The 15,619-nt window shown below is 58.8% G+C and carries 10 protein-coding genes and 2 tRNA genes; 6 read left to right on the forward strand and 6 right to left on the reverse strand.

Features of this window, described 5'->3' with window-relative positions; all coding sequences use genetic code 11:
* Nucleotides 1-312: 312 nt before the first annotated feature.
* Nucleotides 313-1,281, reverse strand: a complete 969-nt coding sequence (gene glk / locus AACX78_RS16515) for a glucokinase (protein WP_125601695.1) — start codon at nucleotides 1,279-1,281, stop codon at nucleotides 313-315.
* Nucleotides 1,282-1,630: 349 nt separating this feature from the next.
* On the opposite strand from glk, the gene AACX78_RS16520 reads away from it, so the two are divergent.
* Nucleotides 1,631-2,485 (forward strand): MurR/RpiR family transcriptional regulator, encoded by an 855-nt coding sequence (locus tag AACX78_RS16520; RefSeq protein ID WP_165484139.1) that lies wholly within the window; start codon nucleotides 1,631-1,633, stop codon nucleotides 2,483-2,485.
* A 163-nt stretch (nucleotides 2,486-2,648) separates the two neighbouring features.
* Entirely contained in the window at nucleotides 2,649-4,088 is a 1,440-nt protein-coding gene (gene pyk, locus AACX78_RS16525; RefSeq protein WP_017412636.1) for a pyruvate kinase, read from the forward strand.
* Between the two features lie 60 nt (nucleotides 4,089-4,148).
* On the opposite strand, the gene AACX78_RS16530 is transcribed toward pyk, so the two are convergent.
* The 4 genes from AACX78_RS16530 to AACX78_RS16545 all read right to left on the reverse strand — a co-directional run bounded on the left by AACX78_RS16530 (nucleotide 4,149) and on the right by AACX78_RS16545 (nucleotide 11,476).
* Nucleotides 4,149-5,195, reverse strand: a complete 1,047-nt coding sequence (locus tag AACX78_RS16530) for an efflux RND transporter periplasmic adaptor subunit (RefSeq protein ID WP_159166844.1) — start codon at nucleotides 5,193-5,195, stop codon at nucleotides 4,149-4,151.
* 15 nt (nucleotides 5,196-5,210) lie between these two features.
* A complete protein-coding gene (locus tag AACX78_RS16535) occupies nucleotides 5,211-8,276 on the reverse strand; it encodes an efflux RND transporter permease subunit (RefSeq protein ID WP_159166845.1) in 3,066 nt (1,021 codons plus the stop codon).
* A gap of 173 nt (nucleotides 8,277-8,449) precedes the next feature.
* Nucleotides 8,450-10,774, reverse strand: a complete 2,325-nt coding sequence (locus tag AACX78_RS16540; RefSeq protein ID WP_159166846.1) for an acyl-CoA dehydrogenase — start codon at nucleotides 10,772-10,774, stop codon at nucleotides 8,450-8,452.
* A 48-nt stretch (nucleotides 10,775-10,822) separates the two neighbouring features.
* Complete coding sequence (locus AACX78_RS16545; RefSeq protein ID WP_021138409.1) at nucleotides 10,823-11,476, reverse strand: TetR/AcrR family transcriptional regulator; 654 nt, start codon at nucleotides 11,474-11,476, stop codon at nucleotides 10,823-10,825.
* Between the two features lie 466 nt (nucleotides 11,477-11,942).
* Between AACX78_RS16545 and AACX78_RS16550 the strand changes: the two genes are divergently transcribed.
* Together AACX78_RS16550 and AACX78_RS16555 are read left to right on the forward strand one after the other, a co-directional pair.
* Nucleotides 11,943-12,683, forward strand: coding sequence for a phosphatase (locus AACX78_RS16550; protein WP_096118130.1), 741 nt, complete (start codon nucleotides 11,943-11,945; stop codon nucleotides 12,681-12,683).
* An 87-nt stretch (nucleotides 12,684-12,770) separates the two neighbouring features.
* Nucleotides 12,771-12,846 (forward strand) — tRNA-Thr (locus tag AACX78_RS16555).
* 232 nt (nucleotides 12,847-13,078) lie between these two features.
* Here the strand turns inward: AACX78_RS16555 and AACX78_RS16560 are convergent.
* A tRNA-Ser gene (locus tag AACX78_RS16560) sits at nucleotides 13,079-13,168 on the reverse strand.
* Nucleotides 13,169-13,610: 442 nt separating this feature from the next.
* Here AACX78_RS16560 and AACX78_RS16565 point away from each other — a divergent pair.
* Both AACX78_RS16565 and AACX78_RS16570 read left to right on the forward strand, forming a co-directional pair.
* The gene (locus AACX78_RS16565) at nucleotides 13,611-14,528 is read left to right on the forward strand and encodes a L,D-transpeptidase family protein (RefSeq protein WP_159166847.1); all 918 of its coding nucleotides are present in this window, start codon (nucleotides 13,611-13,613) and stop codon (nucleotides 14,526-14,528) included.
* Nucleotides 14,529-14,558: 30 nt separating this feature from the next.
* The gene (locus AACX78_RS16570; RefSeq protein ID WP_159166848.1) at nucleotides 14,559-15,557 is read left to right on the forward strand and encodes a DUF481 domain-containing protein; all 999 of its coding nucleotides are present in this window, start codon (nucleotides 14,559-14,561) and stop codon (nucleotides 15,555-15,557) included.
* Nucleotides 15,558-15,619 lie beyond the last annotated feature (62 nt).

Genomic DNA, 15,619 nt, shown 5'->3' on the forward strand with positions numbered 1-15,619 from the left:
TTCGCAGGCGTGCTTGCTGTTGCCTTCCTCTTGATGCCCAGATAGACACCCGCAACCCTCGTCATATCGATCACATATCAGCAAGGAAGCGACACACAAAAGCAGGATGCAGATCAGAAGATAAAAAAAACCGGCCTCAAGGGCCGGTGAAACAGTTCAGGCTTGTCAGGTGACAAACGTACCCAGCGGATGAAGACAAGTTCCAACTCCCTGTGGAGCCCTGGCCTCTTGAGTACGTGCGGTCACTTTATGCCATGGTCACTGAATCAAGGCTGAACCATGACGCAGTTGGCATTCCCTCCCTGTTTCTGCTTACAACTTGATGCCGAGCGACTGGCGCAGATAGGCACCGGCGCCGAGCAGACCCGGCCCCTCGTGAGTAATGAGGAAGACGGGGATATCCTTCAGATAGGATTTGAAACGCCCCTTGTCTTCAAACGCCACCCGAAAGCCCGAGCCAATAAAGAACTCCTGAAAACGCGGTACGATTCCGCCTGCGATATAGACGCCGCCGAAGGTGCCCATGTTGAGCGCCAGGTTGCCGGCAAAGCGACCCATCAGCACACAAAACAGGCTCAAGGTACGGCGGCAATCCAGGCAATCCCCCGCCAGCGCCCGCTCAGTGATGTCTTTGGGGACCAATGCCTCTGGCTCGCGCCCATCGGACTTCACCAGACCGCGATAGATGTTCACCAGACCAGGGCCGGAGAGCAGCCGCTCGGCCGAGACATGACCAAGCTCGGCGCGCATGACCTGCAGCACCGCATCCTCTTCTTCGCTGTTGGCGGAAAAATCCACGTGACCGCCTTCGCCCGGCAGGCTCAGCCATTGCTCACCCGCCTGCACCAGGTGGGCGACACCAAGGCCGGTCCCCGCCCCATAAATGGCGATGGGTTTGTCCGCCACAGGGGCCCCGCCCCCCAGCTGGATGCGATCGGCTTCTGCCAGCACGGGCACCGCCATGGAGACGGCGGTAAAGTCATTGATCACCTGCAAGCGGGTCAGGCCCAGATTGGCCTGCATCTCGCCGATGGAAAACTCCCAGCTGTGGTTGGTCATGGCGACCCAGTCGCCGTTGATGGGGCAGGCGATGGCGATGCAGGCCTGGCTCACCTGCGCAGCGTGTTCGTCCAGATAGAGGCGCACCACGGCTTCGAGGCTGGGATGGGCCAGCCCGGAATAGGTCTTGGCCCGGGAAATGGTGCCGGTCGCCAGCTCGCACAGGGCCAACCGTGCATTGGTGCCACCGACGTCACCGACCAGCGCATGGGTATGCTGCATAACATAACTCCTTCGTTACTTGGGTCGGGGCGGCGCTTACCGTCCCGCAATTATTATTTGGCAGTAATTCTACCCGAGCCCCTCCCCCGGCGGCGTGTTTGATCAATGCAACTGTGCGCCCGCTCACAGTGTTGTTGCTTTGCAACATTTGTAAGCGTTTTCATGGAGTGGATGGAAGTTTGTAACCAAAAAGACGAAATAATTAGACATGAGTCATACTTTGCAGGGCCGAGATTAGTTTCAATAAGAGCTTGTCTTGTATAGTCATCCAGTTGATTGGAAACATGCTTAGCCGTGAATTTAGTGCAAAGACACTGAAGCTAAATTACAAAAATGCCTGGTGGTGATGATGAATACCCTTGATAAAATTACTAACAATTTGGAAAGTTTCAGTAAATCAGAGCGTAAAGTGGCCGAGGTCATTCTGGCCTCGCCACAGACGGCCATCCACTCCAGTATCGCCACCCTCGCCAAGATGGCTGACGTCAGCGAGCCGACCGTCAACCGTTTCTGCCGCCGTCTCGATACCAAAGGCTTTCCCGATTTCAAACTGCATCTGGCCCAGAGTCTGGCCAATGGCACGCCTTACGTGAATCGCCACGTGGAAGCGGAAGACGGTCCCGAGACCTATACCGCCAAGATCTTCGAATCCACAATGGCCTGTCTGGATGCCGCCAAGAACAGCCTGGATATCTCCGCCATCAATCGCTGCGTCGATATTCTGACTCAGGCCAACAAGATCAGCTTCTTTGGCCTGGGCGCCTCCTCCGCCGTGGCGCGCGACGCCCAGAACAAATTCTTCCGCTTCAATATTCCGGTAGTGAGCTTCGATGACATCGTCATGATGCGCATGAGCTGCATCAACAGCAGCGAAGGGGATGTGGTGGTGCTGATTTCCCATACCGGCCGCACCAAGGCGCTGGTAGAGATAGCCGCGCTGGCCCGCGAGAACGATGGCACAGTGATAGGCATCACCGCCAAAGACTCGCCGCTGGCCCGTGAGTGCAATCTGGTGCTCTCCATGGATGTGCCGGAAGATACCGACGTCTACATGCCGATGGCGTCACGCATCGCCCAGCTGGCGCTGGTGGATGTGCTGGCGACCGGTTTTACCCTGCGCCGTGGCATGAAATTTCGCGAAAACCTGAAGAAAGTCAAAGAAGGTTTGCGCGAATCCCGCTTTGATACTCCCCACTCCTCCTGAGGCAACGGGGGCCCCGGCCCCCGGCTGTCTATGCCACCCACCTTGGTGTAGTATTGTAATTTAGTAACAGAAGCCACCCAGATGGCTTGCAAGCGGGTGCTATGGGTCATGCGCTTGCCGGGGCAGTATCTCAAGTCATATCAACTTCAAACTGGAGTCTTTCATGCCAAGACGTACAAAGATTGTAACCACACTCGGTCCGGCGACCGATCGCGAAGGGATCCTAGAGGCGATCATTCGTGCCGGCGCCGACATGGTGCGGATGAACTTCTCCCACGGCACCGCTGAAGACCATATCTTGCGCGCCAATCAGGTGCGTGACATTGCCGCCAGGCTCGGCCGCCACGTCGCCATCATGGGTGACCTGCAAGGCCCCAAGATCCGCGTTTCCACCTTCAAGGATGGCAAGGTCTACCTGGCCATCGGTGACAAGTTCATTCTCGATGCGGCGCTCGGCAAGGGCGAAGGCTGCCAGGAACAGGTCGGCATCGACTACAAGAGCCTGCCCGACGACGTGATTGCCGGTGACATACTGCTGCTGGACGATGGCCGCGTGCAGTTGAGAGTCGAGCTGGTCGAAGGCACCCGCATCCACACCACAGTGACGGTGGCGGGCCCGCTCTCCAACAACAAGGGCATCAACAAGAAAGGCGGCGGTCTCTCCGCCCCGGCCCTGACCGAGAAAGACAAGGAAGACATCAAGACTGCCGCCCTGATGAACGTGGATTACCTGGCCGTCTCCTTCCCCCGTTGTGGCGATGACCTGCGCTATGCCCGTGAACTGGCCCGCGAAGCCGGCTCCAACGCCAAGATTGTCGCCAAGGTCGAGCGCGCCGAAACTGTCGCCACCGACGAGGCGATGGAAGACATCATCCTCGGCTCAGATGCCGTCATGGTGGCCCGTGGCGATCTGGGCGTCGAGATCGGCGATCCCGAGCTGGTCGGCGTGCAGAAGAAGCTGATCCGTCACTCCCGCCGTCTGAACCGCGTCGTCATCACGGCGACCCAGATGATGGAGTCCATGATCAACGCACCGCTGCCGACCCGTGCCGAAGTGATGGACGTGGCCAACGCCGTGCTGGATGGCACAGACGCTGTGATGCTCTCCGCCGAGACCGCCGCCGGCCAGTTCCCCATCGAGACTGTCATGTCCATGGCCAGCGTCTGTGTGGGCGCCGAGAAGCACCCAAGCCTGAACGTTTCCAACCACCGCATGAGCTACACCTTCACCTCGGTGGAAGAGGCAGTCGCCATGTCCACCATGTATGCCGCCAACCACCTGGAAGGGGTCAAGGCAATCGTGGCGTTGACCGAATCCGGCACCACACCGCTGCTGATGTCCCGCATCAGTTCGGGCCTGCCTATCTTCGCCATGTCTCCCCACAACAAGACACTGGCCTGGACCAATCTCTACCGTGGCGTCACCCCTGTGCTGTTCGACGGCGACGAGACCAAGCCGGTCTACGAAGTGTGCCGCGACGCGTTGGATGTGCTTAAAGCCAAGGGGCTGGTCCAGAGCGGCGACATGGTGTTGCTGACCCACGGCGACAAGATGGAAACCGTGGGCAGTACCAACACCTGCAAGGTGATGATGGTCGAGTAACTTCCCCCATCAACAAAAACGGCTCCCGCGGGAGCCGTTTTTAATGGACTGATCTGGACCTCAACCGCGAAACAGTTCGACCTTGTCACCATGGCGCAGGCTGCCTGCACCGCGCACCACCACCCTGTCTCCCTGCTTGAGCGCCCCGCTCACCGCCACCTGCTGACTGTCACCAAACAGCACTGTCACCGGCACCCGGTTGACCTTGAGTCCCTTGCCGCTCTGCTCCACCTGATAGACAACGCTCCCCTCGGTATTGAGCACAAGGGCATCCCGTGGCAGCAGCATGGTGTGCTGCTCACCCAGCGGCAACGCCACCCGCACCGGCGACCCTATGATGAAGCTGGCCGATTCTGGCTTGAGGCGCAGCTCGATGAGGCGGGATTTGGGATCGGCACTCGCCGCCCGCTGGTAATAAATGCCATGGCCGCTGAGCTGATCCCCCTCAACCCGCAATCGGGTCCGAGGCTCCAGGCGCTGAGCCCAGACAATGGGGGCCTGCAGGCGGATATCCGGCTGATCCGGGTTGACCAGCTCCAGCGCCTGCTCGCCGGCATCCACATGCTCCCCCGGCCGGATAAAGTGGTTGTTCACCACCCCATCGAACGGGGCGAAGATATGACTGCGACGCAACTGCTCCTCGATCTGGCGTACCTGCACCCTCGCCAGCCGCTCGGCAAGCTCTGCCTGCTCCACCTCGTAACCGGCCTTGTCATACTGGCTGGCTGAGGCACTCTTCTGTTGGTGCAGTCGGTCGAGACGCACAAACTCGGCCTTGGCATAACGCACATTGCTGGCCCACTTGGCCTGCTCGGCCCGCGCCTGTTCCAGCGATAGCTGCAACGCAGCGCTGTCGAGACGCAGCAGCTCGTCCCCCGCCTTGACCCGGCTGCCGAACTCGGCAATCCACTCCACCCGTCCGCTCACCTCGGCACTCAATGCCGCCTGCTGACGGCTTGCCACAGTGCCACTGACCCAGATGCTGGCCGCCGCATCCCCTTGGGTCACGTCGGCAAGGGTCACCATCTTGCCTTGTGCCAGGGCGGGAAGTACGCCCCCCGCCAGCAGGGCCGCGCCCAGTACCATCCTTGTGAAAATTCGTTTCATTGATGAGCTCCTTGCTCAGGCCCGCTGCCGCAGGGCGAGCGGTGGCTGTTCAGTCTGCTCCCCCAGCCGCAGAAAGGCGGGTAACAGGATCAGGGTAAACAGGGCGCTGCAACTCATGCCGCCGACGATGACGGTGGCCAGTCCGCGGTAGATTTCGCTGCCCTCGCTCGGGCTCAGCATCAGCGGCAACATGCCAAAGATGCTGGTGAGGCTGGTCATGGCGATGGGCCGCATCCGGCTTTGCAGCGCATCGGCTACCGCACATTGACGACTCATGCCGTCCCGCTCGGCCGAGCGGGTCTGGTGCACCAGCAAGATGGCGTTGTTGACTACCAATCCCAGCAGAATGACGAAGCCGATGATGGTCAAGAGATCCATCGGCAGCGGCACCAGCAGGCCGCTCAGGTGCAGCGTCAGCACACCGCCGACCGAGGCAAGCGGCAAGGTCAGCAACACCAGAACGGCATCCTTGAGAGAGGCAAACACGCCCCACAGCAGGATCAGCAGTATGACCACGGCGAACAGGAAAATGGCACCCAGATTGTCCAGCGCCTGTTGCAGACTGTCGGCGTTGCCAGCAATCCGCAACTCCCCACCGACGGGCAGCAGTGGGCGGATGGCGGCGAAGCTCTTGCCTTGAAGGGTGTCGAGCACCTGCTCCATGCTCATCCCCTCAGGCGGGGTGATCTGCAGGCTGATGCTACGCCGTCCATCGACCCGCAGTATGCTGGCCGGCCCCATATCGTGTTCCACCCGCAGCAACTCACCCAGGGGGACGATCCGGCCGGACGGCGTCGCCAGCGGCACCGCCTTGAGCTCATCGGGGTTGGCGGATGTCTGCCCCATCAACATGATGTCGAGCCGCTCCTCCCCATCAAAATACTCCCCGACCCGCAGGCCGTCGCCGAAGGTCTGGATGATGGCAGGCATGGGGGTGCGATCCCAGCCCACCTCGGCGAGGCGCCGGTCTTGGGGCACCAGCCGCAGCTCGGGGGCGGTAAAATCGAGATCTGGCTCGGGCCGGACCTGGGCTCCCGGCAAATCCCGCTTCACTATGGCCATGCTCTCCCGGGCCGCCTGATAGAGCTCGGGCAGATTGCCTCCCTGCAGCAAGAGAGAAATACCGTTTTCGCTGTCAAAACCACCGAACAAGGAGCCCTGGCCACCGAACGTCTGGGTATCGGGAATGCCCACCAGCAGTTGCTTCATCAGCAGGTTTTCCAGTTCCTTGATGCGGTTCTCATCCTTGGGCCTCACCCCAATCTGGGCACCGCCCGGGTAGCGCATTATGTAGTAGTTCTTGAGGACCGGCTCCTTCTCCCCCTTCATGTAGGGAGCGAGCCGGGCGATCAGGGTGTCGATCACTTCTTCCCGCTGGGCCTTGAGATTAAAACCCGGGGTGAAGCTCATCCAGACATCCACCGCGTCCCGTTTTACATCCGGCAGGTAATCCATCTTGGGCAGCAGGGCCCAGGTCGCCAGGGCTGGCAGACTCATCATCAAGATGATGATGCTCCAGCGGCGAGACGCAGTGCCAGTCCAGCGGATCACATGGCGGGTCGTGCGCTGCCACAGTAAGTCATAGGGATCGACCAGTCGCTCGCGCCCCATCCAGCGCGCCGCTACCGCAGGCAGTACTGTGACCGCCACCAGCATGGAGACGGTCACGGCGCAGGCGATGGTCAGCGCCAGATCGGCAAACAGTTGACCCTCCACGTCGTTGAGCAGCAGTACCGGCAAGAAGATGGCCACAGTGGTCAGGGTGGAAGCCACCAGCGCCGTCCACACCTGTCGGGTACCCTCCAGCGCCGCCTCGGCCTTGCTCAAATCACCCCGCTCATGGCGCCGGTAGATACTTTCCAGCACCACTATGGCGGCATCCAGCACCATGCCGACCGCAAAGGCGATGCCCGCCAGCGAGATGACGTTGAGGGTCCTGCCCAGTACCTTGAGCAGACAGAAGGTGAGCATGATGCTGATGGGAATGGCGAGCGCTATCATCAGGGTCGCCTTGAGCTGGCGCAGAAACAGCCAGAGGATGGCGCAGGAGAGCAGCACGCCAAGCCCCAGGTTGGCCGTCACCATGCCCACCGCCCGGTTGATGTAGAGAGAGGCATCGAACGACTGCTCCATGTGCAGCCCGACCGGCGCCAGCACGTCGCGGTTGAGATCGCTCACTTTGACCTTGATCGCCTCCAGCGCCGCCAGGGCATTGGCACCGCTCTCCTTGAAGATCTGCGCCGCTATGGCGGTATTGCCATTCTGGATGCGCAGTACCGGGTTCTCTTCCCGGGACAGCCTGATCTCTGCTACATCACGCAGATAGATGGGCAGACCATCGCGCCAGTCCACCACCTTGTCCCCCAGGGTATCGACGTCATAACGCCCTGCGAAGCGCAGCTTGTATTCCCAACGGCCTATGTCGAGGGTACCCGCCGACACATCCCAGCCGGTACTGGCCCGGCTGGCGAGCACTGGGATCTCCACCCCCAGTTCGGCAGCGCGATAGGGGTCGAAACGTATCTGGATCTGGCGCTCGTTGATCCCCTCCACCTCCACGGTCGATACCCCGGGGATCCGCTCCAGCTCAGGCTTGACCCGCGCTTCGATCAGCGCCTGATGATCGTCAATCTTCCCCTTGGCACCGGGCAGTTGCTGGATGAAGAAGAAGGTAAGGGTGTCGTTGCTGCTGTAATTGTTGACGTAGGGGCCACCTATGTTGTCCGGCAACCCGGACACCCGGTTCAGACGAGAGATGACATCGAGCTGGGCCCGCTGCATGTCGGTACCGAGGGCGAACTCCAGATCAATTTCGGTAAAGCCGGGAAAGCTGTTGCTGGTGAGACTCTTGAGCCCCTGCACGCCCTGCATCTCCTGCTCGATGGGGTCGGTGATTTCCGACTCCATCTCCTGAGGGGAGGCCGAGCGCCAATCCACCGAGATATTGAGGTGCGGGCGGTCTATGTCGGGGAACAGCTGGATGGGCAGCCCCCGAATGCTGAGCAGGCCCAGCAGAAAAATCAGCACGATCGACACCACCACCCAGATGGGGCGTTCGATCGCCGTTTTGGCGAGGTTCATTCACTCTTCCTGAGTTGTTGTTATCGGCCATTCCGCTGGCCTTGCTTCCTGCCCCAAGGGTGGGGGCCATTGCATTAAACTGGAATTAATCCAGGTTGTAAATGCATGGTTAACAAACAAAAAAACCGGCCAGATTGGCCGGTTTCTCATCAAGTTCAGTGCCAGCGACGCAGTCAGGCGGCATGCACCACAGGGTTCGGCTGAGACAGACCTTCCAGCTCGCCAGGAGCAAAGTTGTCCACCTGGATGGCTTCGTAACGCAAGGCATCGGCGGCCAGCAGCTTGTCGGCCTCATCCTTGCTCAGGATGGACTGGGACAAGGCAGCATCGACCAGCTCGGGCAACGCCATCTTGCGGGGCAGCTTGCCCTCTTTCTGGGCCTGTACCAGCTTCTTCTCGTAGGGCTGCACCGCCACCATGGCCAGGAAGGCACGCTCCATCAGACCGACGGGATCCGCGTCATCCTTGCCCACGTAGCACAGTGCCGTCAGACGATCGCGGAATTCACCCGGCTTCATCATGGCCAGACAGATGGCATGGCAGCGATCATCGACCGGCATCTGGTAGCCGACGCCGAACGGGAAGACGACCCGCTTGAGCACGACACCTACCGCCTTGTTCGGGAAGTTCTGGAAGAAACCATCGAACGCCTTGCCAATCAGGTAGAGGTTGCGCTCCACCGCATACTGCACGAACGGCAGATCGGAGACCATGCGGCCCTGATCTTCGTAATGCTTGAGGGTGGCAGAAGCCAGATAGAGGTGGCTCAGCACGTCACCCAGACGGGCGGAGATCATCTCCTTGCGCTTGAGATCGCCACCCAGCATCAGCATGGAAACATCGGCGCACAGGGCCAGCCCTTTACTCATGCGAGCGAGCTGCTTGTAGTAACGGGCGGTCTCGCCCCCTACCGGGGAGCCATTGAAGTGACCCAGGGTCAGCCCCTGGAACAGGGCGCCGAAGAAGTTGCCGGCACCAAACGCGATATGTTTGAGAAGCAGGCCGTCGAACTTCTCAAGGCCACGCTCAAAATCAGGATCGGCCGCCGCTTCCATCTCGCCAAACACATAAGGGTGGCAGCGGGTAGCTCCTTGCCCGAAGATCATCAGGTTGCGGGTCAGTATGTTGGCCCCTTCCACCGTGATGGCCACCGGAATGCCCATGTAGGCATAGCCGGTGTAGTTCTTCGGGCCCAGCTGGATGGCACGACCGGCGTGGATGTCCATGGAGTCATCCATGATCTGGCGCGCCATTTCGGTCATGTGGTACTTGGAAATGGCAGTGACGATGGCCGGAGCCTGACCGAGATCCAGCGAACCGGCGGTCATGCGGCGAGCGCCTTCCAGCTGATAGGTAAGGCCGCCGATGCGGGCCAGCGCTTCCTGCACCCCTTCAAACTTGCCGATGGACATGCCGAACTGCTTGCGCACATAGGAGTAGGCGCCGACGGTGCGGCTCGCCATGTGACCACAGGCGGTGCCCAGGGCAGGCAGCGAGATGCCGCGACCGGCGGAGAGACACTCCACCAGCATGCGCCAGCCACGGCCGGCGTAATCCGGGCCACCGATGATCCAGTCGAGCGGAATGAACACATCCTTGCCGAAGGTCGGGCCGTTGAGGAACGCCAGCCCCATGGGGTAGTGGCGATCGCCAACCCGCACCCCAGGGTGACTGGTCGGGATGAGCGCGCAGGTGATGCCGAGTTCTTCCTTGTCACCCAGCAGTTTTTCCGGGTCAAACAGCTTGAACGCCAGACCCAGCACGGTAGCGCGCGGGGCCAGCGTGATGTAACGCTTGTTCCAGTTCAGGCGGATGCCAAGCACTTCCTCACCCTTGTACTGACCCTTGCAGACGATCCCCTTGTCAGGGATGGCGCCAGCGTCAGAACCGGCTTCCGGACCGGTCAGGGCAAAACAGGGCACTTCCTTGCCATTGGCAAGACCCGGCAGCCAGAAATCTTTCTGGGCCTGGGTGCCGTAGTGCATCAGCAGCTCGCCCGGGCCAAGGGAGTTAGGCACCATGACGGTGACCGCCACGCTCAGACTCTTGGTGGCAATGCGAGTCACTATGGTGGAGTTGGCAATGGCCGAAAACTCGCGACCGCCATAGGATTTCGGGATGATAAGGGAGAAGAAGCCCTCCTTCTTCAGATAGTCCCACACCGGCTCCGGCAGATCTTTGGTTTCGTTGACGATCTTGAAGTCATCCACCATGGCGAGCAGGGTCTCGACCTGATTGTCGATAAAGGCCTGCTCTTCGGCGCTCAGTTCGGCCTTGCCGTAACCGTGCAGTTTTTTCCAGTCGGGGTTGCCGCGAAACAACTCGCCATCCCACCAGACGGAGCCGGCCTCCATGGCCTCCCGCTCGGTGGCCGACAAGGGCGGCAATATCTTCTTGAAGATGCCGAACACGGGACGGGTTACCACCTTTTTACGGATGGAGGGCACGCCGAGCACGACGGCTATCGCCAGCACCAGCAGGACAAGCAATGTGATCATACCGAAGTTCCTTCTATTTCACTGTTTCCGTTGATTTATTGTTGGTTGTTACACGGCCAGGGAGAGCCTGGTCGACTCCACGGGCGCCCCGACACCAGACGCCAGATAAGGAATTACATTGCGCACCAGCCCTTCCACATCGAGCTGCTGGCCAAAGTCGGCCAAGGCGATGTCGCGCAGGGCATCGGCGGAGGCCATGGTGAACACGACGGTGCCCAGAGTGAAATGCAGCCGCCAGAAGAGGTCTGCCGGTGACAGAGCCGGATTGGCCTTGGAAATCGCCTGAGTGATCCGCAACAAGATGGGGCCATAGTGAGCAGTAATGAAGCGGCGCAGGTGACCCTGGCTGTCGATATAGCCACGTCCCAGCAGCTGCATGAAGATGGCAGGGCCATTGGCTCGCACTGCAACCAGCTTCATCAAGGGATCGACAAAGCTTTCAAATACCTGCAGCAGGGTCAACTGCTCCTGCTCCATCAGGGTATGCAGTCGTGCATCCAGATCCGGCATAAACAGGCTCAGATAGCGATCAAGCACAGCCTGGATCAGCTCCTTTTTTGAGCCGAAGTGGTAGTTGACCGAGGCGAGGTTGACATTGGCTTCACTGGTGATCAGACGCAAAGAGGTATCGGCGAATCCCCGCTCGGCAAACAAGACCTCGGCGGCATCAAGAATACGGTTTTTGGTATCGATTTTACTCACAGGACACCTCACTTAAAACGAATGTTTAAAAAGTACGTTTCACAACCATTTGTGTCAAGAAAATGTGAGCATGTGTTAGTGAAATGTTTTTGCTAAAAAGGGGGAACAAGGCGGGAACTTAGCTGACAAACAGCACTCTATATCTATGCCACTGCAATTAAACATTAAGTCTCGCCCAACCTGCTCCATGCTAGTTGGGCATTTTTTTGCCCTGTTGGTATTGGTACCGATACGCGGGCAAAAAAAACCGTCGCTGGGAGCGACGGCGGGGAAAAGAGGTTGCACCATCCTGATCCAACCCATCGATGCGAGTTCAGGCTTTCATCGATTTGCCCATCATGGCGGCCAAGCGTGTTCAAACTTTGTCAGCGCCCCCGCAATTTGTGACAAAGTATGACAAGCCACAACATGGTCTCGACCCGCCACCTTTGTTATGCTGGCGCCTCACGCCAGAAGGGGAGAGAAGATGAAGTATACGGTCGATACCCACACCCATACCGTCGCCAGCACCCACGCTTACAGCACCATTCACGACTATCTGCCCATCGCTCGCGCGAGGGGGATCAAGCTGTTTGCCACCACTGATCACGGTCCCGACATGGCCGATGCCCCTCACTTCTGGCACTTCGTCAATCTGCATGTGTTGCCACGGGTGGTCGACGGGGTCGGCATACTGCGCGGCATAGAAGCCAACATCAAGAACATTGATGGCGAGATCGACTTCCCCGAACGTTACGAGTCACGGCTAGACATGATAATGGCAGGCTTCCACGAACCGGTGTTTCCCCCCTGCGATCAGGCAACTCATACCCAGGCCATGATCAACGCCATCAGGAGCGGTCGGGTCGACATGATAAGCCACCCGGGCAATCCCGCCTTCCCCATCGACATCCAGGCCGTGGTCAAGGCCGCCGCGCAATACAGAGTGGCGCTCGAACTCAACAACTCCTCGTTCAGCCATTCCCGTCCGGGTAGCGAGAACAACTGCCGCGCCATCGTTGAAGCTGCGCGCGACCTCGGTGCCTATCTCACCTTCGGCTCCGACTCCCACGTGGCGTTCAGCCTTGGGAATTTCGAACACTGCCACCGACTGGTGACCGAGGCACACTTCCCCGAGGACAGGATCTTGGCGCGCTCTCCCCGCGCCCTGCTCGATTTTCTCGAGAGCCGCGGCCGAGCCCATATCCCGGAGTTTGCAGATCTCTGATCGTTTGGCCGTAACACAATGAGCCCACTCATAAAAGTGAGACAGGCTCATTGACTTGAACCTGCATTTTCGGGAATCTGGCCACACGCCGGTATAGCTCAGTTGGTAGAGCAGCGCATTCGTAATGCGAAGGTCGGGGGTTCGACTCCTCTTACCGGCACCAGATATATAAGGGTTAACCACATATGAGGTTAACCCTTATATATTTTTGGCTGACACACAAAATGTGTCATCACAGTTGACGCCGGGTGCCCCATTGGGAACAAGATGACTATCTGATGCCATCAGGTCAGTCTAGAGAGCTCTAACGCCGATCAACACAGGCAACAAAAAGCCCGCAATGCTTGAAGCGATGCGGGCTTTTTATGTTTGTCGGCTTGCACGAGGCAGCTAAATGGCGGAGAGACAGGGATTCGAACCCTGGGTGGCATTGCTGCCACAATTGATTTCGAGTCAATCCCGTTCGGCCACTCCGGCATCTCTCCACGGGGCTTAACTTTTACCGGACCAGGCCTGATAAATCAACTTGAATCTCTTTAAAGATCAAATGACTGTCGATAAAAAAGACAATGCTACTGCGTTTGTGACCATGGCTGCTGTTATGGCCCGGGCCACGACACGCAGGCACAGTCCTGGAAGGTGATCCCACGCTCCTAGTACCTTACTGACGCCCATGTCGCCAGACACAGGCTATGACAGATACCGGCTTGTTCACAGTCCTGCCCTGCACATGACCCCATTCGTCGCATTATCCGGCACTGTCATAACAAAGTGCGAAAATTCCTCAAAATAGTGACTTATCCAGAGCAGACTCCTCTGTACCCCTTGCGGGACAGGCTGGTAATCACGAGTGGATTGGTTAACAATTTCACTTCTTTTTTCTGGGTGGGTAGTGACCCGCCTTCACGCGATCTGATAGGAAGTACCATGTTCAATGCTCGAATCGTCTCACTGCTGCTGGTGGCAGCCAGCCTCTGGACAGCGCCAAGCTGGGCTACAACCTATCCCTTGCCACCGGCTGGCAGCCGCCTGATCGGTGAACTGGAGGACTACATAGTCCAGCCAGATGAACACCTTGAGCTTATAGGCAAGCACACCCAGATTGGTTTTTTGGCACTGCTCGAGGCAAATCCCGGGGTTGACCCCTATTTACCCAAACCTGGCACACGCCTGACCCTGCCGACCCAGATGCTGCTGCCGGATGTGCCCTGGGAGGGCATAGTCATCAACCTGCCAGAACTGCGCCTCTACTATTTTCCCAAGGGGAAAAATGAGGTGATAGTGCTGCCCATCGGGATTGGCGACATAGGGCGGGAAACCCCTGAAATGACCACGACAGTGATCGCCAAGAACCCCAACCCGACCTGGGTCCCCGGCCCCATGGTGCGCAAATCCTGGCTGGAGCAAAAGGGGATCTCCCTGCCTGCCGTCGTACCGCCGGGTCCGGACAACCCCCTTGGCAAATTCGCCATGCGCCTCGGTTACGGCAATCGGGATTATCTTATTCATGGTACCAATCAGGAGTTTGGCGTTGGGCTGCGGGTCAGTGCTGGCTGCATTCGCCTACGTCCTGACGATATAGAGGCACTGTTCAAGCTGGTTCCTGTCGGCACGACAGTGCGGGTGATCAACCAGCCGGTCAAGACCGCCATCGAACCCGATGGCAGTCATTGGCTGGAAGTTCACTCCCCCCTCTCCCGCACTGAACTGGAGCTGGAACAGGGCGCCCCCCTGATCCTCTCACCCGAGGTCGAGGCCTTTATCGCAGCGTCCGAGATCGACGGTGACAAGGTGGCCGCCGTGCTGAACAATAAGAACGGCATTCCACGCCCCGTCAGCGGCTAACGGCAACCCTGTGTTCATGAAGGACTTTCCATGAGATACCGCTTCTGGTTCTTGCTCTCTCTGTTGCTCAGCCCGATGGCGCTGGCCGATATCCTCTGGATGCACAACGGCGATCGACTGACCGGCACCATAGAGGAGATCACGGATGAACAGGTGCGCATAGCGCTGCCCTACAGCTCGCCGGTCACGGTCAAACGCGAGGCGGTCAAACGCTGGCGCCTCGAAAAACAGGACAAACCAAAACCGACGGTGAAGACCGGCATCACCCTGCTCGCTCTCACCCCGGATGACACGCGCGCCTGGCACTGGACAGGCAGCAGCGATCTGAATGTGAAGCTGAAACATAACGACAAGCAGACCAACAACGTCAACCTGAAAGCCTCCACCGAGGTAGCCAATCTCGACTGGCGATACAGCCTGGATGGGGAGTACATATACGAAACCGCCAACAACGTCACCAACAGCCATGAGTATCGGCTCAAGCCCATGCTGGACTTCTTCTTTGATGAGAACTGGTTTGTGCGCTCCGCCATCGATTATGAATACCAGATGCTTGATGACGAATATATGGATCTGGGCTATGCCTTGGGCCCTGGTTATCGGTTCTGGAACGATAAGCGGCGAAGACTGGAACTGATCAGTCAGGCCGGTCTGGAACGCTCCTATCTCAGACCCGCTGCCTACGATGAGTCCGGCATCGCCAACATCTTTGATGGCAGGATTATCAACTACCCTCTTCTCAACTTGGGCTGGGACTACCGCCAGCCTGTCTCCTTGTGGTCGGAGAACATAGAGCTGTTCAGCAAGGGGGGCTACAAGCGCTACCTGGCCCAGCCCTCTCCTTATGTGACCCAGAAGCAATCCGTACAAGGAAGTCTGGGCCTGCGTTACTACTTCAACGATCACTTGCGACTCTCCTGGTCAAGCGAGCTGGACTGGGATGATGTCCGGTTGGACTACCCAGGATTGCCACTGACTAGAAATGGTAAAGAGTGGCGCCACCTCATCAGCCTGGGGGCCAGCTTCTAGTCATCAGGGCAAACCATTCGACGAGTGGATGAGCCACAGACAGGTGGCACAACGCCAGAAAT

Origin of the sequence: Aeromonas sp. 9A (assembly GCF_963900955.1) — a bacterium.
In the GTDB taxonomy this organism is placed as follows: domain Bacteria; phylum Pseudomonadota; class Gammaproteobacteria; order Enterobacterales; family Aeromonadaceae; genus Aeromonas; species Aeromonas salmonicida.

Bases quoted from the DNA above. Each gene is read 5' to 3' on its own strand.
- glk (WP_125601695.1), bottom strand. From the start codon at position 1,281: ATGCAGCATACCCATGCGCTGGTCGGTGACGTCGGTGGCACCAATGCA.
- AACX78_RS16520 (WP_165484139.1), top strand. From the start codon at position 1,631: ATGAATACCCTTGATAAAATTACTAACAATTTGGAAAGTTTCAGTAAA.
- pyk (WP_017412636.1), top strand. From the start codon at position 2,649: ATGCCAAGACGTACAAAGATTGTAACCACACTCGGTCCGGCGACCGAT.
- AACX78_RS16530 (WP_159166844.1), bottom strand. From the start codon at position 5,195: ATGAAACGAATTTTCACAAGGATGGTACTGGGCGCGGCCCTGCTGGCG.
- AACX78_RS16535 (WP_159166845.1), bottom strand. From the start codon at position 8,276: ATGAACCTCGCCAAAACGGCGATCGAACGCCCCATCTGGGTGGTGGTG.
- AACX78_RS16540 (WP_159166846.1), bottom strand. From the start codon at position 10,774: ATGATCACATTGCTTGTCCTGCTGGTGCTGGCGATAGCCGTCGTGCTC.
- AACX78_RS16550 (WP_096118130.1), top strand. From the start codon at position 11,943: ATGAAGTATACGGTCGATACCCACACCCATACCGTCGCCAGCACCCAC.
- AACX78_RS16565 (WP_159166847.1), top strand. From the start codon at position 13,611: ATGTTCAATGCTCGAATCGTCTCACTGCTGCTGGTGGCAGCCAGCCTC.
- AACX78_RS16570 (WP_159166848.1), top strand. From the start codon at position 14,559: ATGAGATACCGCTTCTGGTTCTTGCTCTCTCTGTTGCTCAGCCCGATG.